Source organism: Inquilinus sp. NPDC058860 (assembly GCF_042743185.1).
Classification (GTDB): Bacteria; Pseudomonadota; Alphaproteobacteria; order DSM-16000; family Inquilinaceae; genus Inquilinus.
Genome location: NZ_JBHYMS010000057.1, coordinates 15,494 through 31,301 on the forward strand (window position 1 = coordinate 15,494; position 15,808 = coordinate 31,301).

The following is a 15,808-nucleotide window of genomic DNA, read 5'->3' on the forward strand; positions in this document are numbered from 1 at the left end:
CTACCGATCAGACCCCGGCCTTGTCCAGGGCGGCGGCGAGGGCCCGGAACGGCAGCTCGACGCAGTCGTGCCGGCTGCGCACGGCGCGGACCGGGGTGAAGATCTCCAGCTCCGGCCAGGGCGGCGCGGCCCCCTCGCGCAGCATCGGCTTGATCCTGGCGGCGGCCTGGCGCAGCGCCGCCGGGGCCTGGCCGATCGCCTGCTCGGCGATCAGGGCCGCCGACGCCTCGCACAGCACGCAGCCGCGCACCAGATGGCCCAGCGTCGCCACCTTGCCATCGGCGAGGGTGAGGTCGATGGTCACCCGATCGCCGCAGAGCGGGTTGTCGATCATCGCCGACCCGTCCGGCTCGGGCAGCCGCCCGGCGCCGGTTGCCGCTCGCGCCTTCTGCAGGATCGCCTGGTCGTAGAGCGCGTCGATCATCGCGTCGGCACCTTGGCGGCGGCGGTCAGGGTCGACAGCGTCTCCGGCGTGTCGACGTCGAACAGCACGGCGGTGTCGCCGGCCTCGATCTCCACCACCTCGTCGGCATGCTCGCCGATCAGGTGGCGGGCGCCGACGTCGCCGGCGACCGACGCCATGGAAGGGAAGAAGCGGCGGTCCCACAGCACCGGGTTGCCGCGCTTGCCCTGATGGGTCGGCACCACGATCGAGCGGCCCTCCGTCGGCGCATAGGCGGCGACCAGCCGCTCGATCAGCTTCGCGCTGATCCGCGGCATGTCGCCCAGGCAGACGATGGCGGCGTCGATCTCGTGCGGCAGCGCCGCCAGCCCGGCGGCGAGCGAGGTGCTGAGCCCTTCGGCATAGCGCGGATTGGCGGTGAAGGTGACCGGCCGACCCGTCAGCGCCGCCTCGACCTGCTCGCGTTCGTGTCCGGTGACGACGACGACCGGGCCGATACCCTTGGTTCCCAGCGCGGCGTCGACGGCGTGCGCCACCATCGGCTTGCCCTCGACCGGGGCCAGCAGCTTGTTCAGCTCGCCCATGCGGCGCGATTGTCCGGCCGCCAGCACCACCACGCCGACATTCGGCGCATGCGGCATGCCGTTGCCGTCGGCGGCACGGTCGCGGGGCAGGGGGCGGCTGGGGATCTCGGCCAGGAGGCCGCCGACGCCCATCGCCATGACGTCGAGGCGGGTGACGGTCAGGCCGGCGGCGATGCGCTGCAGCACCCAGTCGAAGCCGTTCAGCTTGGGCGACCGGGCGCAGCCGGGCAGGCCCAGCACCGGCATGGCGCCGATGCGGCCCATCAGGATCAGGTTGCCCGGATCGACCGGCATACCGAAATGCTCGACGATGCCGCCCGAGGCCTCGATCGCCGCCGGCAGCACGTCGCGCCGGTCGGTGATCGCCGAGGCGCCGGCGATCAGCAGCAGGTCGAGGCCGAGATTCTGCACCATGCGGATCTCGCTGGTCAGCGCCGGGGCCCTGTGGTCCGACCGGCGCTCCCGCGCCAGCGTGCCGCCCAGCCGGGCCAGCCGCTCCGCCGTCACCTGGGCAGTCTTGTCCAGCACGGTCGGCTTGGTGGTCGGCAGCTTCGTCTGGATCAGCCCGACCTTGAGCGGCCGGTAGCGGGCCAGGCGCAGCGCCGGGCCGCGCTCGGGCAGCACCGACATCACCTCGACCAGCGACACCGCATCGGTCGGCGCGGCGAAGGGGATGATCTTGATGGTCGCCACCATCTGCTTGGGCGCGACCTCGGCCCATTCCGGCAGGGTGGCGATGGTGATCGATTCGTCGAGACGGTTCAGCCGGTCGATCCGCTCACGGTCGATCACCACGACACCGGCCGCCTCGGCATAGAGGTTGACCCGGCCGGTGAAGGCGGCGCTGGCGCTCAGCCCCGGCCCCTGCACGGCCGCGGCCACCCGCTCGGCCGCCTGGTCCTCATGGATGTCGCTGCGCTCCAGCCGCGCCGCCTGCACCTCCTCGACGCCGGCGGCCTTGAGCGCCGCGATGTCGGCCTCGCTCAGCCGCCGTCCCTTGCGGAACACCGTGTCGCCGGCGGCGACGGCGTGGGCCAGGATGGCGCCGGCGGCCTCGGCGACAGGCAGGGAGCCGAAGATCACGCGGGGGCCTTTCCGTGCGGTTCGGCGCCGTGCAGCACCGCGGTCATCTGCGCCATCACCGCGATCGCGATCTCGGCCGGGGAGACGGCGCCGAGGGCGAGGCCGGCCGGCCCGTAAATTCGGGCCAGCGCGTTCGCGCCGTGGCCACGCGCGGTCAGCCGCTCGATCCGCCCGGCATGGGTCTTCCGGCTGCCGAGCGCGGCGATGTAGAAGGCAGGCGACCGCAGCGCCACGTCGAGCGCCGGGTCGTCCAGCTTGGGGTCGTGGGTCAGGGTGACGACCGCGGTGCGGCCGTCCGGCTTCAGCGCGGCGAGGCCGTCATCCGGCCATTCGGTGCTCACCTTGACGCCCGGGAAGCGCTCATCCGAGGCGAAGGCGCGGCGCGGGTCGATCACGGTGACGTCGTAGCCGGCCAGCGCCGCGATCGGCGCCAGGGCCTGGGCGATGTGGACGGCGCCGACGATGGCCAGCCGCAGCGGCGGCACGAAGGCCTGGATGAACAGCTTGCCGTCCGCGGCCGTGCGGCTGCGGTTGTGGCGCAGCGCCTCCTCGATGGCGCCCCGCAGCGCCGGGTCGACCGGCAGGTCGCCGGTCACGGCGCCGTCGATCACCAGGGACTGGGCTCCGCTGGCCAGGTCGGTGATCAGCGCCGCGGTCTTGTGCTCGGCGCGGGCGGCCTGCAGCGCGTCGAGGATCTCGCGCTTCACGACAGCCGCTCGACGAAGACCTGGACCTTGCCGCCGCAGGCCAGACCGACATCCCAGGCCTGCTCGTCGGTGACGCCGAAATCGAGCAGGCGCGGCTTGCCGTCCGCCATCACCTCCAGCGCCTCGCGCACCACGGCGCCCTCGATGCAGCCGCCGGAGACCGAGCCCTGCATCCGGCCGTCGCCGTCGATCACCAGCTGGCTGCCGGCCGGGCGGGGCGAGGAGCCCCAGGTCGAGACCACCGTCGCCAGCGCCACCGGATGCCCCTCGGCGGCCCATGCCGAGGCCTGGGCCAGCACATCGTCATGATCGCTCATTGCACCACCTCCTGCTGGGCGGCGAGGTGCCGCCATCGGGCCATGCGTCTGTCGCCCCGCGCAGAGTCCTCGGCCAGCACATCCACCAGCGCGGCCAGGCTGGCCAGGCTGTGGACCGGTCGGAACTCGTCGACATGCGGCATCAGGGCGCGCGCCCCCATAGATCTTGGCGCATACCCGTCCCAGCGCAACAGGGGGTTCAGCCAGATCAGCCGGCGGCAGCTGCGGTGCAGCCGGTCGATCTCGTCCTCCAGCCGGTCGCCGGCGTCGCGGTCGAGCCCGTCGGTGATCAGCAGCACCACGGCGCCCTGGGCCAGCACGCGGCGGCCCCAGACCCGGTTGAACTCGGCCAGGCAGGCGCCGATGCGGGTGCCGCCGCCCCAGTCCTGCGCGGCCCGGCCGACGCGGTCGAGCGCGTCGTCGACGTCGCGGCGGCGCAGCTGGCGCGTGATGTTGGTCAGCCGGGTGCCGAAGACGAAGCTGTGCACCCGGTCGCGCTCGGTGGTCACCGCGTGCAGGAAGTGCAGCAGCATGCGGGAATACTGGCTCATCGAGCCGGAGATGTCGCACAGCACCACCAGCGGCGGCGGCCGGGTTCTGCGGATGCGCCGGGCCAGGTCGATGGAATGGCCGCCAGCGCGCAGCGACTGGCGCAGCGTCTGGCGCATGTCGACCAGCGGTGCCGAATGGTGCGGGGCGTAGCGCCGGGTCGGCACGTCGCGCACCGGCAGGCGGAAGCGCGCGATCGCGGCCCTGGCGCGGGCCAGCTCCTCGGCGCTCATCTGCTCGAAATCCTTGTGCTGCAGCTTCTCACGCTCGGAGAAGGTCAGGCTGGCATCGACCTCCAGCTCCGGCGGTTCCTCGGCATCGTCGGGCGCCTCGCCGCGGCCGGGCTGGTTGCGGTCGGCGAAGGCTTCGGCGACGCGGCGGTTGACCGCACGCTCCTCCTCGCGGCCGGTGCGGATCTGCGGCAGCATCAGCGTCATGGCGCGCTTCAGCATGTCCGGGTTGCGCCAGAACAGGTGGAAGGCCTGGTCGAAGATCTCGCGCTGGTCGCGCCGGTTCACCAACGTGGCGTGCAGCGCCCAATAGACGTCCTGCCGGCTGGCGATGCCGACCGTCTCCAGCGCCTCCAGCGCCGCCAAGGTGCGGCCGGGCCCGACCGGCAGGCCGGCGGCGCGCAGGGCACGACAGAACTGCATGACGTTGAGGGCGAGGCGGCCCTTCTCCGGACCATCCGAGGCCGCGGGGGCGTTCATACCGGCATGGTCACCGCGGCGGCGGCCGCGGCGTTGATCTCCGCCCGCATCTCGGACAGGAGCCGCGCCGCCTCGGCGCCCTGGATGCGCTCGATGTCGTCCTGGTACTTCAGGATGGTGCCCAGCGTGTCGCGCACCACGTCGGGGTCCAGCTCCAGCACGTCCAGCTCGGTCAGCGCCTGGGCCCAGTCCAGCGTCTCGGCCACGCCGGGGTGCTTGAACAGGTCCAGGCGGCGCAGCTTCTGGACGAAGGCGACGATCTGGGCGCTCAGCGCCTCCGGCGTGCCCGGCGCCTTGGCGTGCAGGATGGCGCGCTCGCGCTCGGCATTCGGGTAGTCGACCCAGTGGTAGAAGCAGCGGCGCTTCAGCGCGTCATGGATCTCGCGGGTGCGGTTCGAGGTGACGATGACGATCGGCGGCTCCGCCGCCTTGATGGTGCCGAGCTCCGGGATCGTCACCTGGAAGTCGGACAGCACCTCCAGCAGGAAGGCCTCGAACGGCTCGTCGGTGCGGTCCAGCTCGTCGATCAGCAGCACGGCGGGGCCGGCGACGTCGGGCTCCAGCGCCTGCAGCAGCGGCCGGCGGATCAGAAAGCGCTCGGCGAAGATGTCGCTGGCCAACTGGTCGCGGTCCTGCACGCCGCCGGCCTCGGCCAGGCGGATCTCCAGCATCTGGCGCTGGTAGTTCCACTCATAGACCGCGGCGGCGATGTCGAGCCCCTCATAGCATTGCAGCCGCACCAGGCGCCGGCCCAACGTCGCCGCCAGCACCTTGGCGATCTCGGTCTTGCCGACCCCGGCCTCGCCCTCCAGGAACAGCGGCCGCCTCAGCCGCAGGGCCAGGAACAGCGCGGTCGCCAGCGGCCGGTCGGCGACATAGTCGCCGCGCGACAGCAAAGCGAGGGTCTCCTCGACGGAGGCAGGCAGAGCGTTCATCGGACGAATCCCAATTTTCCCGCAGGATACGGGTATGGACGGGCAGGGGCCAGTGCCAGCGCTGCCGCGGGCCGTCACGCGGCTGTCACCGCCCCGTCGTCAATCCGTCGCCGCCGATGTGGTTCCTTCCGCGCTCTCGAAGAAGGGGAGGAACCGATGTTCGACACTGCCTTCACGATCCGCCGGCGGACGCTGGTCGGCGGCCTGGTCGCTGCGGCCGCGCTGACCCGTGCCGGGACTGCCGGTGCCGCCGTCGCGCCGGCCGCGCCCGAGGGGACCGCGGCCGAGCTGGCCCGCAACACCGCCTATTGGGACGAGGTGCGCCAGCTCTACGCGGTGACCGGCGAGATCACCAATCTGGAGAACGGCTACTGGGGCATCATGGCCGAGCCGGTGCGCCGCAAATATCTGCGCCTGACCGACATGGTGAATCGCGACAATTCCTTCTACGCCCGGGCCAAGTCCGGCGCGGACCTCGAGGCCGTGCGCCAAGCCGTGGCGGCCGCGGTCGGTGCGGCGCCGGAAGAGATCGCCCTGACCCGCGGTGCCACCGAGGCGCTGCAGCTCCTGATCGGCAACTACAACCGGCTGCAGCCCGGCGACACGGTGATCTATTCCGACCTCGACTATGATTCGATGCAGTACGCGATGAACGCGCTGAAGGCCCGGCGCGGCGTCGAGGTGGTGAAGTTCGCGCTGCCGGAGCCGGCGACGCGCCAGGCCGTGCTGGACTCCTATGCCCAGGTGCTGGCCGCCAACCCGAAGGCCCGCCTGCTGCTGCTGACCCATATCAGCCACCGCACCGGCCTGGTGATCCCGGTCGCCGAGGTGGCGGCCATGGCCAGGGCGCGCGGGGTGGATGTGATCGTCGACGCCGCCCATTCCTGGGGCCAGATGGATTTCCGGGTGACCGACCTGGGCGCCGATTTCGTCGGCTTCAACCTGCACAAATGGATCGGCGCGCCGCTGGGCGTCGGCTTCCTCTACATCCGCAAGGACCGGATCGCCGACATCGACCGCGACATGGGCGACGAGGACTGGCCGGAGGCCGATATCCGCTCCCGCGTCCACACCGGCACGGTGAACTTCGCCGCGGTGCTGGCGGTGCCGCAGGCGATCGCCTTGCACCAGGAGATCGGCGCCGCGCGGAAGCAGGCGCGGCTGCGCTACCTGCGGGACACCTGGGTGTCCAGGGTGAAGGGCTTCAAGGACCTGCAGATCCTGACTCCGGACGAGCCTGGCCTGTATGGCGCCATCACCTCGTTCCGCCTGGCCGGCCGGACCGACAAGGCGGCGAACGACGCGATCGTGGCGACGCTGCGCGACACCCACGGCGTGCTGACGGTGCGGCGCGCCGGCGTGGCCGCGGGCCAGTGCATCCGGGTGACCCCGGCCCTCTACACGCAGGAGGCCGACCTGGACAAGCTGGTGCGGGCGCTGGCGACGGTGACCGGCTCGACCGCCGGGTAGCTTCAGGTGTTAGATACGGCATGACTGACCTGAAGAACCGGGTGGCCCTGGTCACCGGCGGCTCGCGTGGCATCGGCAAGGCGGTCGGCCTGGCGCTGGCCGAGGCGGGCGCGGCGGTCGCCGTGAACTATCGCGAACGCGGCGGAGAGGCGGAGGCTGTCGCCGAAGCCATCCGCAAAGGCGGCGGCCGCGCTGCCGTCTTCGGCGCCGACGTCTCGCTTGGCGCCGCCGTGCACAGCATGGTCCGCGACGTGGAACAACGCCTCGGCCCGGTCGACATCCTGGTCAACAATGCCGGCATGGCGGCGCCGCGCGGCCTCGACGACATCACCGAGGAGGATTTCGACCGCGCGGTCGCGGTCAATCTGAAATCCGCCTTCCTCTGCACCCAGGCCGTCCTGCCGGGCATGCGGGTACGGCGCTGGGGCCGGATCGTCAACATCTCCTCGATCGGGGCCCGCATCGGCTCCGGCTCGGTCAGCATCGCCTATGCCGCCGCCAAGGCCGGGCTGGAAGGCCTGACACGCGGCTATGCCCTGCGGCTGGCGCCGGAGGGCGTGACGGTCAACGCCGTGGCGCCGGGCCTGGTGGATACAGAGATGGGCCAGCCGCTGATCGCGGCGGGCGTCACCGCCCACATCCCGGTCGGGCGCAGCGGCACGGCGGACGAGATCGCCCGGGCGGTCATGCTGCTCGTGGACAACGGCTACATCACCGGCCAGACGGTCGCGGTCAACGGCGGCTCGTTCTTTTCCTGAGGCTACGCCGCGTTCGGGATGGTCTCGCCGCGCAGCTCGGCGGCCGGGGTGAACAGCTCCTGCGGCTGCGGCACGCCGCGCAGGCGGCGGGTGCCGCAGGAGACCAGGCGCACCGGGCTCAGCTCGGCGAAGCGGGACGAGGTCAGGATGCGCCGGCCGATCAGCTTGGTCATCTGCTCGATCCGCGCCGCGCGGTTCACCTCCGGCCCGACCACGGTGAAGTCGAGCCGGTCGGGCGCGCCGATATTGCCGAAGATCACCTCGCCGACATGCAGGGCGATCCCGGCCTCGATCGCGTCCAGCCCCTCGGCGCGGCGGCGGTCGTTCATGGCGTCCAGGCCGGCAAAGGCGTCCAGCGCGCCGATCAGGCCGCGGGCGCAGGCCTCCTCCGCCGCCTCGCCGTCGCCGAGGCGGAAGATGGCGAGGATGCCGTCGCCCATGAACTTCAGCACCTCGCCGCCGGCGCCGTGCACCGCGCCGACGACGATGGTGAAGTACTCGTTCATCAGCCGCAGCAGGGCGTCGCGCGGCGTCGCCTCGGCCCGGGCGGTGAAGCCGCGCATGTCGCAGAACAGGATCACGGCCTCCAGCGACCGGGCGCCGCCGCGGACCACCTCGCCCTCCAGGATCCGCCGGCTGGCCTCGCGCCCGACATAGGTCTCGAGCAGATGGGCCATCTTCTGCCGGTCGATCATGATCTCGCAGACGGCGCCGAGCGCGGGCAGGATGCGCTGCACCAGGGCGATCTGGTCGGCCGAGAAGCCGTCCGGATGATCCGAGACCATGCTGAAGCCGGTCGTCCGCGGCTCGTCGGTGCCGAAGCGCATCGGCATCAGCACATAGTCCGCCGCGCCCTGGTCGTGCAACTCCTGCAGCAGCGGAAATTCCGGATTCGCCTCGGGGCCGACCAGGCGCCGGCGCACCATCCGGCCGGTGCGGTGCAACAGCCCCATCGGGCTGTTGTGATAGATCGGACCGTCCGCCCGCTCACGCTCGAACCGGATCTCGCGCACTTCGCCCAACGCCGGCCGCCATTCATAGGACGCCGAGCTGATCAGGGGATGGAATTGCGGCAGGAGGAAGTTCAGCCGCCACAGCGGGAACCCGGCCCGGACCAGGCGCTGGGCCAGCTCCTGCAGCACCGGGGCTGGTGAGGGCAGGGCGCGCGCCGGCCCGAGCAGCCAGCAGATGATCTCGTCGGGATCGAGCATGGTCCCAGGATGGAATATGGGCCAGGTTTCGGGAAGGGGGCAGTGCGGGGCTTCAGATGTCCGCTGCTTTCAGGATGGCGATCCAATCCTGCCGGCCGCCGAGCAGGCGCAGAATGGCAACGTGGTCGCCGCTTTGCGTGTAGATGATCAGATGGCTCTGGTACGCATGGATGCGCACCGGCGGGTCGAACTCTCGATGCTCCCGAGCCAGGGTCGGCACGGCGGCGATCATCTCGAAGACACGGACGAGATCGTCCACATAGCGATCGGCTTGCCCGACGGACCAGGTTTCGGCCGAAAATCGCCAGATATCGTCGAGGTCGGCAAGAGCGGCCGGAGTCAGCCGATACCGGGCAGCTTCACCCATGCTGCCGGCGCATCCGAAGCTTGAATGCCGTGGCGTCGAAGGGTTCGGCTTCCCCGCTTTCGACACCCGCCGTAATGGCGGCTTGCAGGGCAGCGATGGCTTCCGTCCGCTCCTGATCCTTGCGGATCAGGTCCCGGATATAATCGCTGACATTCCCATAGCGGCCGCCCTCGGCTTGCCTCTCGACCCAAGCCTTCATGGCGTTCGGCAGGGAAACATTCATCGTGGCCATGGCTGTCCTTTCCGATGCCCCACGATATGACATTCTTTGCCAATAGTCATGGCAAAGAATGTCATATCGTGACAGCGCCGGCCCGCCCCGGTCTCCCGGAGGCGGGCCGCGATCGGAACGGAAGGATCAGCCGGCGGCCTGGACCGCGCGCTTGGCCATCACCTTGACCAGATGCGCCCGGTATTCGGCCGAGCCGTGGATGTCGCCGTTCATGCCGCCGGGATCGACCGACAGCCCGTCCAGCGCCGCGGCGGAGAAGTTCCCGGCCAGCGCCTGCTCGGCCTCGGCCCAGCGGAACGCGCCGTCAGAGCCGGCGCCGGTGACGGCGACGCGGATGCCGCCGGTGGTCTTCGCCACGAACACCCCGACCATGGCGTAGCGGCTGGCCGGGTTGTCGAACTTGACGTAGGCCGCCTTCTCCGGCTTCGGGAAGTGGATCGCGGTGATCAGCTCATCCTCCGCCAGGGCGGTGGTGAACATCCCCTGGAAGAAGTCGTCGGTCGCGATCTCGCGCTTGGTCGTGCGCACGGTGGCGCCGAGCGCCAGCACCGCCGCGGGGTAGTCGGCGCTGGGGTCGTTGTTGGCGACCGACCCGCCGAGAGTGCCGCGGTTGCGGACCTGGGCGTCGCCGATGTCGCCGGCCAAAGCGGCGAGGGCGGGGATCACCCGGCGCACCACGTCCGAGGCCGCGACCGCCGCATGGGTGGTCATGGCGCCGATGGTGAGGCCGTCGGCTTCTTCCTTGATCCCCTTCAGCTCGGCCGCGCCGCCGAGGTCGACGACGTCGGAGGGCGAGGCCAGGCGCTGCTTCAGCGTCGGGATCAGGGTCATGCCGCCGGCCAGGAACTTGCCGTCGGAGGCGGCGGTCAGCTTGGCCACCGCGTCGGCCGCGGAGGAGGCCTTGTGATAATTGAAGGCGTACATCGTCGTCTCCTCACTCGGCGGCCAGAGCGGGGGTGTGGATCGCCCGCCACACCCGCTCCGGCGTCGCCGGCATGTTCATGTCGCGGCCGATCGCATCGGTGATCGCGTTCATCAGCGCCGCCGGCGCCGCGATCGCCCCGGCCTCGCCGCAGCCCTTCACCCCGAGCGGGTTGGAGGGGTTGATGGTCTCGATCATGCCGACCTTGAAGCTGGGCAGGTCGTCCGCCCGCGGCATGCAGTAATCCATGAAGGATCCGGTCAGCAGCTGCCCGGTCTCCGGATCATAAGCGCAGTTCTCCAGCATGGCCTGGCCCAGTCCCTGGGCGACGCCGCCATGCACCTGGCCCTCGACGATCATCGGGTTGATCACCCGGCCGAAATCGTCGACCGCCGTGTAGTGGACGACGGTGACGACGCCGGTGTCCGGGTCGACCTCGACCTCGCAGATCTGGGTGCCGGCCGGGAAGGTGAAGTTGATCGGGTCGTAGAATGCGCTCTCCTCCAGCCCCGGCTCCACCCCCGCGGGATAGTTGTGCGGCACGTAGGCGGCGAAGGCGACCTCCTGGATCGTCTTGGCCCGGTCGGTGCCGGCCACGGTGAACTTGCCGTCCTTGAACTCGATGTCGGCCTCGGCCGCCTCGAGCTGGTGGGCCGCGATCTTCTTGCCCTTGGCGATGATCTTCTCCGCCGCCTTGACGATGGCGGAGCCGCCGACGGCCAGCGAGCGCGAGCCGTAGGTGCCCATGCCGAACGGCGTCTTGTCGGTGTCGCCGTGCACCACCTCGACCTGGTCGGCCGGCACGCCGAGATAGCTGGTCAGCAGCTGGGCGAAGGTCGTCTCGTGGCCCTGGCCGTGGCTGTGGCTGCCGGTGTGGACGGTGACGTTGCCGGTCGGATTGAACCGGATCTTCGCCGACTCCCACAGGCCGACGCCGGCGCCGAGCGACCCGACCGCGGCCGACGGCGCGATGCCGCAGGCCTCGATGTAGCTGGAGAAGCCGATGCCGCGCAGCTTGCCACGGCTCTGGCTGTCGGCCTTGCGGGCCTGGAAGCCGCTGTAGTCCGCCAGCTTCAGTGCCTCGTCCAGCGCCTTCGGGTAGTCGCCGCAATCATAGGTCATGATCACGGGGGTCTGGTACGGGTACTGGGTCGGCTGGACGAAGTTGCGGCGGCGCAGCTCCGCCGGGTCCAGCTTCAGCTCGCGGGCCGCCAGCTCGACGATGTGCTCGATGACGTAGGTCGCCTCCGGCCGCCCGGCGCCGCGATAGGCGTCGACCGGCGCGGTGTTGGTGTAGACCCCGTCGACCTCGCAATAGATCGCCGGGATGGCGTATTGGCCGGACAGCAGCGGCGCGTAGAGGAAGGTCGGCACGCAGCTGGCGAAGGTCGAGAGATAGGCGCCGAGATTGGCCGTGGTGTGGACGCGCAGGGCCAGGAACCTGCCGTCCTGGTCCATCGCCAGCTCGGCATGGGTGACGTGGTCGCGGCCATGCGCGTCGGCCAGGAAGCTCTCGCCGCGCTCGGCCGTCCATTTCACCGGCCGGCGCACCTTCTTCGCCGCCCAGACGCAGACCGTCTCCTCGGCATAGATGAAGATCTTCGAGCCGAAGCCGCCGCCGACATCGGGCGCGATCACCCGCAGCTTGTGCTCCGGCGCGATGCCGATGAAGGCGGACAGGACCAGCCGGGCCACATGGGGGTTCTGGCTGGTGGTGTAGAGGGTGAAGCTGTCCGAGCCGCGGTCGTATTCGCCGATCGCCGCCCGCGGCTCCATCGCGTTCGGGATCAGCCGGTTGTTCTGCAGGTCCAGCCTGGTGACATGGGCGGCGCGGGCGAAGGCGGCCTCGACATCGGCCTTGTTGCCCAGCTCCCACTCGTAGACGGTGTTGGCCGGGATGTCGTCATGCACCAGGGCGGCGGCACTGCGGGCCTTTTCGGGCAGGACGACGGGCGGCAGCTCCTCGTAATCGACATTGATCTTCTCGGCCGCGTCCTTGGCCTGGTCGCGGGTCTCGGCGATCACCACCGCGACATGGTCGCCGACATATCGCACCTTGCCCTGGGCCAGCGCCGGGTGCGGGCCGGCCTTCATCGGCTCGCCGTCCTTCGACTTGACCAGCCAGCCGCAAATCAGCCCGCCGATCTTGTCCTTCGCCAGGTCATCGCCGGTGAACACGGCGATGACGCCGGGCGCCGCCTCGGCCGCGCTGGTGTCGATACCGCGGATCCGGGCATGCGCCACCGGCGAGCGCAGGAAATACGCATAGGCCTGGCCGGGGCGATCGATGTCGTCGGTGTAGTGACCGTTGCCGGTCAGGAAACGATAATCCTCCTTGCGGCGCAGCGGGGCGCCGATGCCGTCGGATGCCATGACCGCGCCCCCCTCATTCGGCCGCGACGCGCTGTCCGCCGGACCTGGCGGCGCAGTCGAGGACGGCCTTGACGATGTTGTGGTAGCCGGTGCAGCGGCAGATGTTGCCTTCCAGCCAGTCACGGACCTCGTGCTCGGTCGGGTTCGGGTTGTTCTGCAGCAGGTCGACCGCGCTCATCACCATGCCGGGCGTGCAGAAGCCGCATTGCAGGGCGTGATTCTCGCGGAAGGCCTCCTGCATCGGGTGCAGCGTGCCATCGGCGGCGGCCAGGCCCTCGATCGTGGTCACCGAGCTGCCTTCGGCCTGGACGGCCAGCATGGTGCAGGACTTGACCGACCGGCCGTCGACATGGACGACGCAGGCGCCGCACTGGCTGGTGTCGCAGCCGACATGCGTCCCGGTCAGCTGCAGATGTTCGCGCAGAAGCTGTACGAGCAGTGTGCGCGGTTCGACCTGCCGCGTCACCGACCTCCCGTTCACCGTCAGGGTCACGGTGGTGGTCATAGAGTCCTCCCAAGCTGGCGTCAGGCCGCCGGGCACCGGCTGCGGCTGTTGCGCGCCGCTTGCAGTGCCCGATCAGGCCACCCGGATCGAAGGCTAAGGTTTCGTCCGACGATCGGTCAAGCCGGCCGAGGGTACGGTTCCGCCTGCGTTACAAATACAGATACAGCAGCACCAGCACGATCACGACCAAGGCGGTGATCCAGACCGCGGGGCTCAAGCCCCCGCGGCGCTCCTCGGCTGGCGGCGGGGCGGGGCGGGGCGGCGGCGCGACGGCGGGCTCGGGTCTGGCCGCCGGCTCGGCAACGGGCGCCGGCTGCGGTGCGGGAATCGGCTCGGCGGTGCCCAGGCTGGGCGCCTCGGCCGGACTCGGCGGCGTCAGGGTTTCCTCGGCCGGGACCGGAACCGGCACCGGGATCTCAGGCGTCGGCTCAGCCGCCGCTGCGGGGGCGGGCGCCGGGGCCCCGGCACGCTGCTCCATCTCGGCGGCGAAGCGGGTGAAGAAGTCGTCCGCCATCTTCTTGGCGGTGCCGTCGATCAGCCGGGCGCCGAGCTGCGCCAGCTTGCCGCCGATATTGGCCTTCACCGCATAGTGCAGCAAGGTGCCGTCGCCGTCTTCGACCAGCTTGACGTCGGCGCCGCCCTTGGCGAATCCGGCCGCGCCGCCCTTGCCCTCGCCGGAGATGGTGTAGCTCTCGGGCGGGTTCAGGTTGGACAGGGTGACCTGGCCGCCGAAGGTGGCCTTGACCGGCCCGACCTTGGCGGTGACGGACGCCGTCATCTCGGTCGGCGAGGTCTTCTCCAGGCTGTCGCAGCCGGGAATCGACCGGCGCAGCACCTCGGGGTCGTTCAGCCCTTCCCAGACCACCGACCGCGGCGCCGCGATCCGATGCTCGCCCGTCATCTCCATGGTGCGATTCCCTTGTCTCGAGCCGGTCGGCTCCGTCTTGTCGAAGCTAGTGCGGGCCACCGGCCGCGACAACCCTGCCTTGGATGTGGCGGCCGCAGCGCATTGGTCGCGGTCTGAAAAGGTTGGCTGCTTCTGCCTTCATCGCCATACTCCGGCCGCCTAAAATTTCGAAGCCAGAAGGGATGTTCATGCCGGTGTCTCGACATGCCCGCCGCTGCCTGGGAGCCGCGGCGGGAACGATAGCTCTCATGTCGACCGCACCGGCCTTGGCCGCCACCGACGGCGCCCCGCATCTCGACGGGTCGGAGCTCGGCCTGGCCTGGATCATCCCCTTCGTTGGCATCCTGCTGTCGATCGCGCTGTTCCCGCTGATCCGGCCGCATTTCTGGCACCGCCATTTCGGCAAGATCGCCGCCTTCTGGGGGCTGGCCTTCCTCGTCCCGTTCGCCGTGGTTCATGGGCCCGAGCTGGCGCTGTTCGAAGTGGTGGCCGTCGCCCTGACCGAGTACCTGCCCTTCATCATCCTGCTGGCGTCGCTGTTCGTGGTCGCCGGCGGGGTGCGGCTGAAGGGCTCGCTGGTCGGCACGCCCGCGGTCAATCTCGGCATCCTTTTCGTCGGCACCGCGATTGCCAGCTGGATGGGCACCACCGGCGCCTGCATGCTGCTGATCCGGCCGCTGCTGCGCGCCAACGAGAACCGGCGCTTCCGCGTCCACACCGTCGTGTTCTTCATCTTCCTGGTCGGCAATATCGGCGGCGCGCTGACGCCGCTGGGCGACCCGCCGCTGTTTCTCGGCTTCCTGCAGGGCGTGTCGTTCTTCTGGCCGACGCAGCACCTGCTGCTGCCGATGCTGTTCTGCTCGGCGATCCTGCTGGCGCTCTATTTCGCGATCGACACCGTGCTGTTCCGGCGCGAGCACGCACTGCGCGAGGTGCCGCCGGAGCCGCGCGTGCCGTTCGGCCTGGAGGGCGGGATCAACCTGCTGCTGCTGGCCGGCGTCGTTGGCGCGGTGCTGCTGAGCGGCGTCTGGAAGCCGGGCGTGACGCTGACCGTCTATCACGTCCCGGTGGCGCTGGAGAATCTGGCCCGGGACCTGCTGCTGCTCGCCATCATCGGCCTGTCCTGGGTGCTGACCAGCCGGGAAAGCCGGCGGCTCAACGACTTCAACTGGTTCCCGATCGTCGAGGTCGGCAAGCTGTTCGCGGCGATCTTCGTCACCATCGTGCCGGCGATCGCGATCCTGCGCGCCGGGCGCGACGGGGCGCTGGCCGACCTGGTCGACCTCGTCGGCGGCACCGGCGACCCGAACAACCTGGCCTATTTCTGGCTGACCGGCCTGCTGTCCAGCTTCCTCGACAATGCGCCGACCTATCTCGTCTTCTTCAACATGGCCGGAGCCGACGCGCAGCACCTGATGGGCGCCTGGGCGACGACGCTCGGCGCCATCTCGGCCGGCGCCGTGTTCATGGGGGCGAACACCTATATCGGCAACGCCCCGAACTTCATGGTGCGGTCGATCGCGCAGGAGCGCGGCGTGCAGATGCCCAGCTTCTTCGGCTACATGGTGTGGTCCTGCGGCATCCTGCTGCCGCTGTTCGTGCTGGTGTCGCTGCTGTTCTACTCGGAGGCGTGAGGGACCGCTCGGACCGGTGCCATCGCCTCCAACTGTCATGCCCGGGCTTGACCCGGGCATCCAGGGAATGTCGATGCCGCTCTGGGCGGCCCCTGGATTGCCGGGTCAAGCCCGGCAATGACAAGGAAATTGAACGGAACC

At 70.3% G+C, this 15,808-nt stretch carries 16 protein-coding genes; 3 read left to right on the forward strand and 13 right to left on the reverse strand.

Annotated features, from left to right (window positions below; genetic code table 11):
- Positions 1–7 precede the first annotated feature (7 nt).
- From ACFW16_RS28980 to ACFW16_RS29005, 6 genes are read right to left on the reverse strand one after another with little or no spacing between them, the layout of a single operon-like run.
- A complete protein-coding gene (locus tag ACFW16_RS28980) occupies positions 8–424 on the reverse strand; it encodes an iron-sulfur cluster assembly scaffold protein (protein ID WP_380311697.1) in 417 nt (138 codons plus the stop codon).
- Positions 421–2,070, reverse strand: a complete 1,650-nt coding sequence (locus tag ACFW16_RS28985) for an NTP transferase domain-containing protein (RefSeq protein WP_380311699.1) — start codon at positions 2,068–2,070, stop codon at positions 421–423. The genes ACFW16_RS28980 and ACFW16_RS28985 overlap by 4 nt, the downstream gene beginning before the upstream one ends.
- Positions 2,067–2,777 (reverse strand): XdhC family protein, encoded by a 711-nt coding sequence (locus ACFW16_RS28990; protein WP_380311701.1) that lies wholly within the window; start codon positions 2,775–2,777, stop codon positions 2,067–2,069. Before ACFW16_RS28990 ends, ACFW16_RS28985 begins: the two co-directional genes overlap by 4 nt.
- Positions 2,774–3,094 (reverse strand): XdhC family protein, encoded by a 321-nt coding sequence (locus tag ACFW16_RS28995; RefSeq protein WP_380311702.1) that lies wholly within the window; start codon positions 3,092–3,094, stop codon positions 2,774–2,776. The genes ACFW16_RS28990 and ACFW16_RS28995 overlap by 4 nt, the downstream gene beginning before the upstream one ends.
- A complete protein-coding gene (locus tag ACFW16_RS29000; protein WP_380311704.1) occupies positions 3,091–4,353 on the reverse strand; it encodes a VWA domain-containing protein in 1,263 nt (420 codons plus the stop codon). Before ACFW16_RS29000 ends, ACFW16_RS28995 begins: the two co-directional genes overlap by 4 nt.
- On the reverse strand, positions 4,350–5,288 hold the full coding sequence (locus ACFW16_RS29005; protein ID WP_380311705.1) for an AAA family ATPase: 939 nt from the start codon (positions 5,286–5,288) through the stop codon (positions 4,350–4,352). Before ACFW16_RS29005 ends, ACFW16_RS29000 begins: the two co-directional genes overlap by 4 nt.
- Positions 5,289–5,444: 156 nt before the next feature.
- On the opposite strand from ACFW16_RS29005, the gene ACFW16_RS29010 reads away from it, so the two are divergent.
- Positions 5,445–6,758, forward strand: a complete 1,314-nt coding sequence (locus tag ACFW16_RS29010) for an aminotransferase class V-fold PLP-dependent enzyme (RefSeq protein ID WP_380311707.1) — start codon at positions 5,445–5,447, stop codon at positions 6,756–6,758.
- 20 nt (positions 6,759–6,778) lie between these two features.
- Positions 6,779–7,516 (forward strand): SDR family NAD(P)-dependent oxidoreductase, encoded by a 738-nt coding sequence (locus tag ACFW16_RS29015; RefSeq protein ID WP_380311708.1) that lies wholly within the window; start codon positions 6,779–6,781, stop codon positions 7,514–7,516.
- Positions 7,517–7,518: 2 nt separating this feature from the next.
- On the opposite strand, the gene ACFW16_RS29020 is transcribed toward ACFW16_RS29015, so the two are convergent.
- The 7 genes from ACFW16_RS29020 to ACFW16_RS29050 form a co-directional block, all read right to left on the reverse strand.
- Positions 7,519–8,727: an adenylate/guanylate cyclase domain-containing protein gene (locus tag ACFW16_RS29020; protein WP_380311710.1), complete on the reverse strand. Its 1,209-nt coding sequence runs from the start codon at positions 8,725–8,727 to the stop codon at positions 7,519–7,521.
- A 52-nt stretch (positions 8,728–8,779) separates the two neighbouring features.
- Positions 8,780–9,094 carry a type II toxin-antitoxin system RelE/ParE family toxin gene (locus tag ACFW16_RS29025; protein WP_380311712.1) on the reverse strand — a complete coding sequence of 105 codons (315 nt, stop codon included), beginning with the start codon at positions 9,092–9,094 and terminating at the stop codon, positions 8,780–8,782.
- Positions 9,087–9,326 (reverse strand): type II toxin-antitoxin system ParD family antitoxin, encoded by a 240-nt coding sequence (locus ACFW16_RS29030; RefSeq protein ID WP_380311714.1) that lies wholly within the window; start codon positions 9,324–9,326, stop codon positions 9,087–9,089. Before ACFW16_RS29030 ends, ACFW16_RS29025 begins: the two co-directional genes overlap by 8 nt.
- Positions 9,327–9,452: 126 nt before the next feature.
- Complete coding sequence (locus ACFW16_RS29035; protein WP_380311716.1) at positions 9,453–10,250, reverse strand: FAD binding domain-containing protein; 798 nt, start codon at positions 10,248–10,250, stop codon at positions 9,453–9,455.
- Positions 10,251–10,260: 10 nt separating this feature from the next.
- Positions 10,261–12,621 carry a xanthine dehydrogenase family protein molybdopterin-binding subunit gene (locus tag ACFW16_RS29040; RefSeq protein WP_380311718.1) on the reverse strand — a complete coding sequence of 787 codons (2,361 nt, stop codon included), beginning with the start codon at positions 12,619–12,621 and terminating at the stop codon, positions 10,261–10,263.
- Positions 12,622–12,634: 13 nt separating this feature from the next.
- Positions 12,635–13,126: a (2Fe-2S)-binding protein gene (locus tag ACFW16_RS29045; RefSeq protein ID WP_380311720.1), complete on the reverse strand. Its 492-nt coding sequence runs from the start codon at positions 13,124–13,126 to the stop codon at positions 12,635–12,637.
- Positions 13,127–13,274: 148 nt separating this feature from the next.
- Positions 13,275–14,033, reverse strand: a complete 759-nt coding sequence (locus ACFW16_RS29050; RefSeq protein ID WP_380311722.1) for a carbon monoxide dehydrogenase subunit G — start codon at positions 14,031–14,033, stop codon at positions 13,275–13,277.
- Positions 14,034–14,281: 248 nt separating this feature from the next.
- Here ACFW16_RS29050 and ACFW16_RS29055 point away from each other — a divergent pair, with 248 nt between their 5' ends.
- Positions 14,282–15,667, forward strand: coding sequence for a sodium:proton antiporter (locus tag ACFW16_RS29055; protein ID WP_380311724.1), 1,386 nt, complete (start codon positions 14,282–14,284; stop codon positions 15,665–15,667).
- Positions 15,668–15,808: the final 141 nt, after the last annotated feature.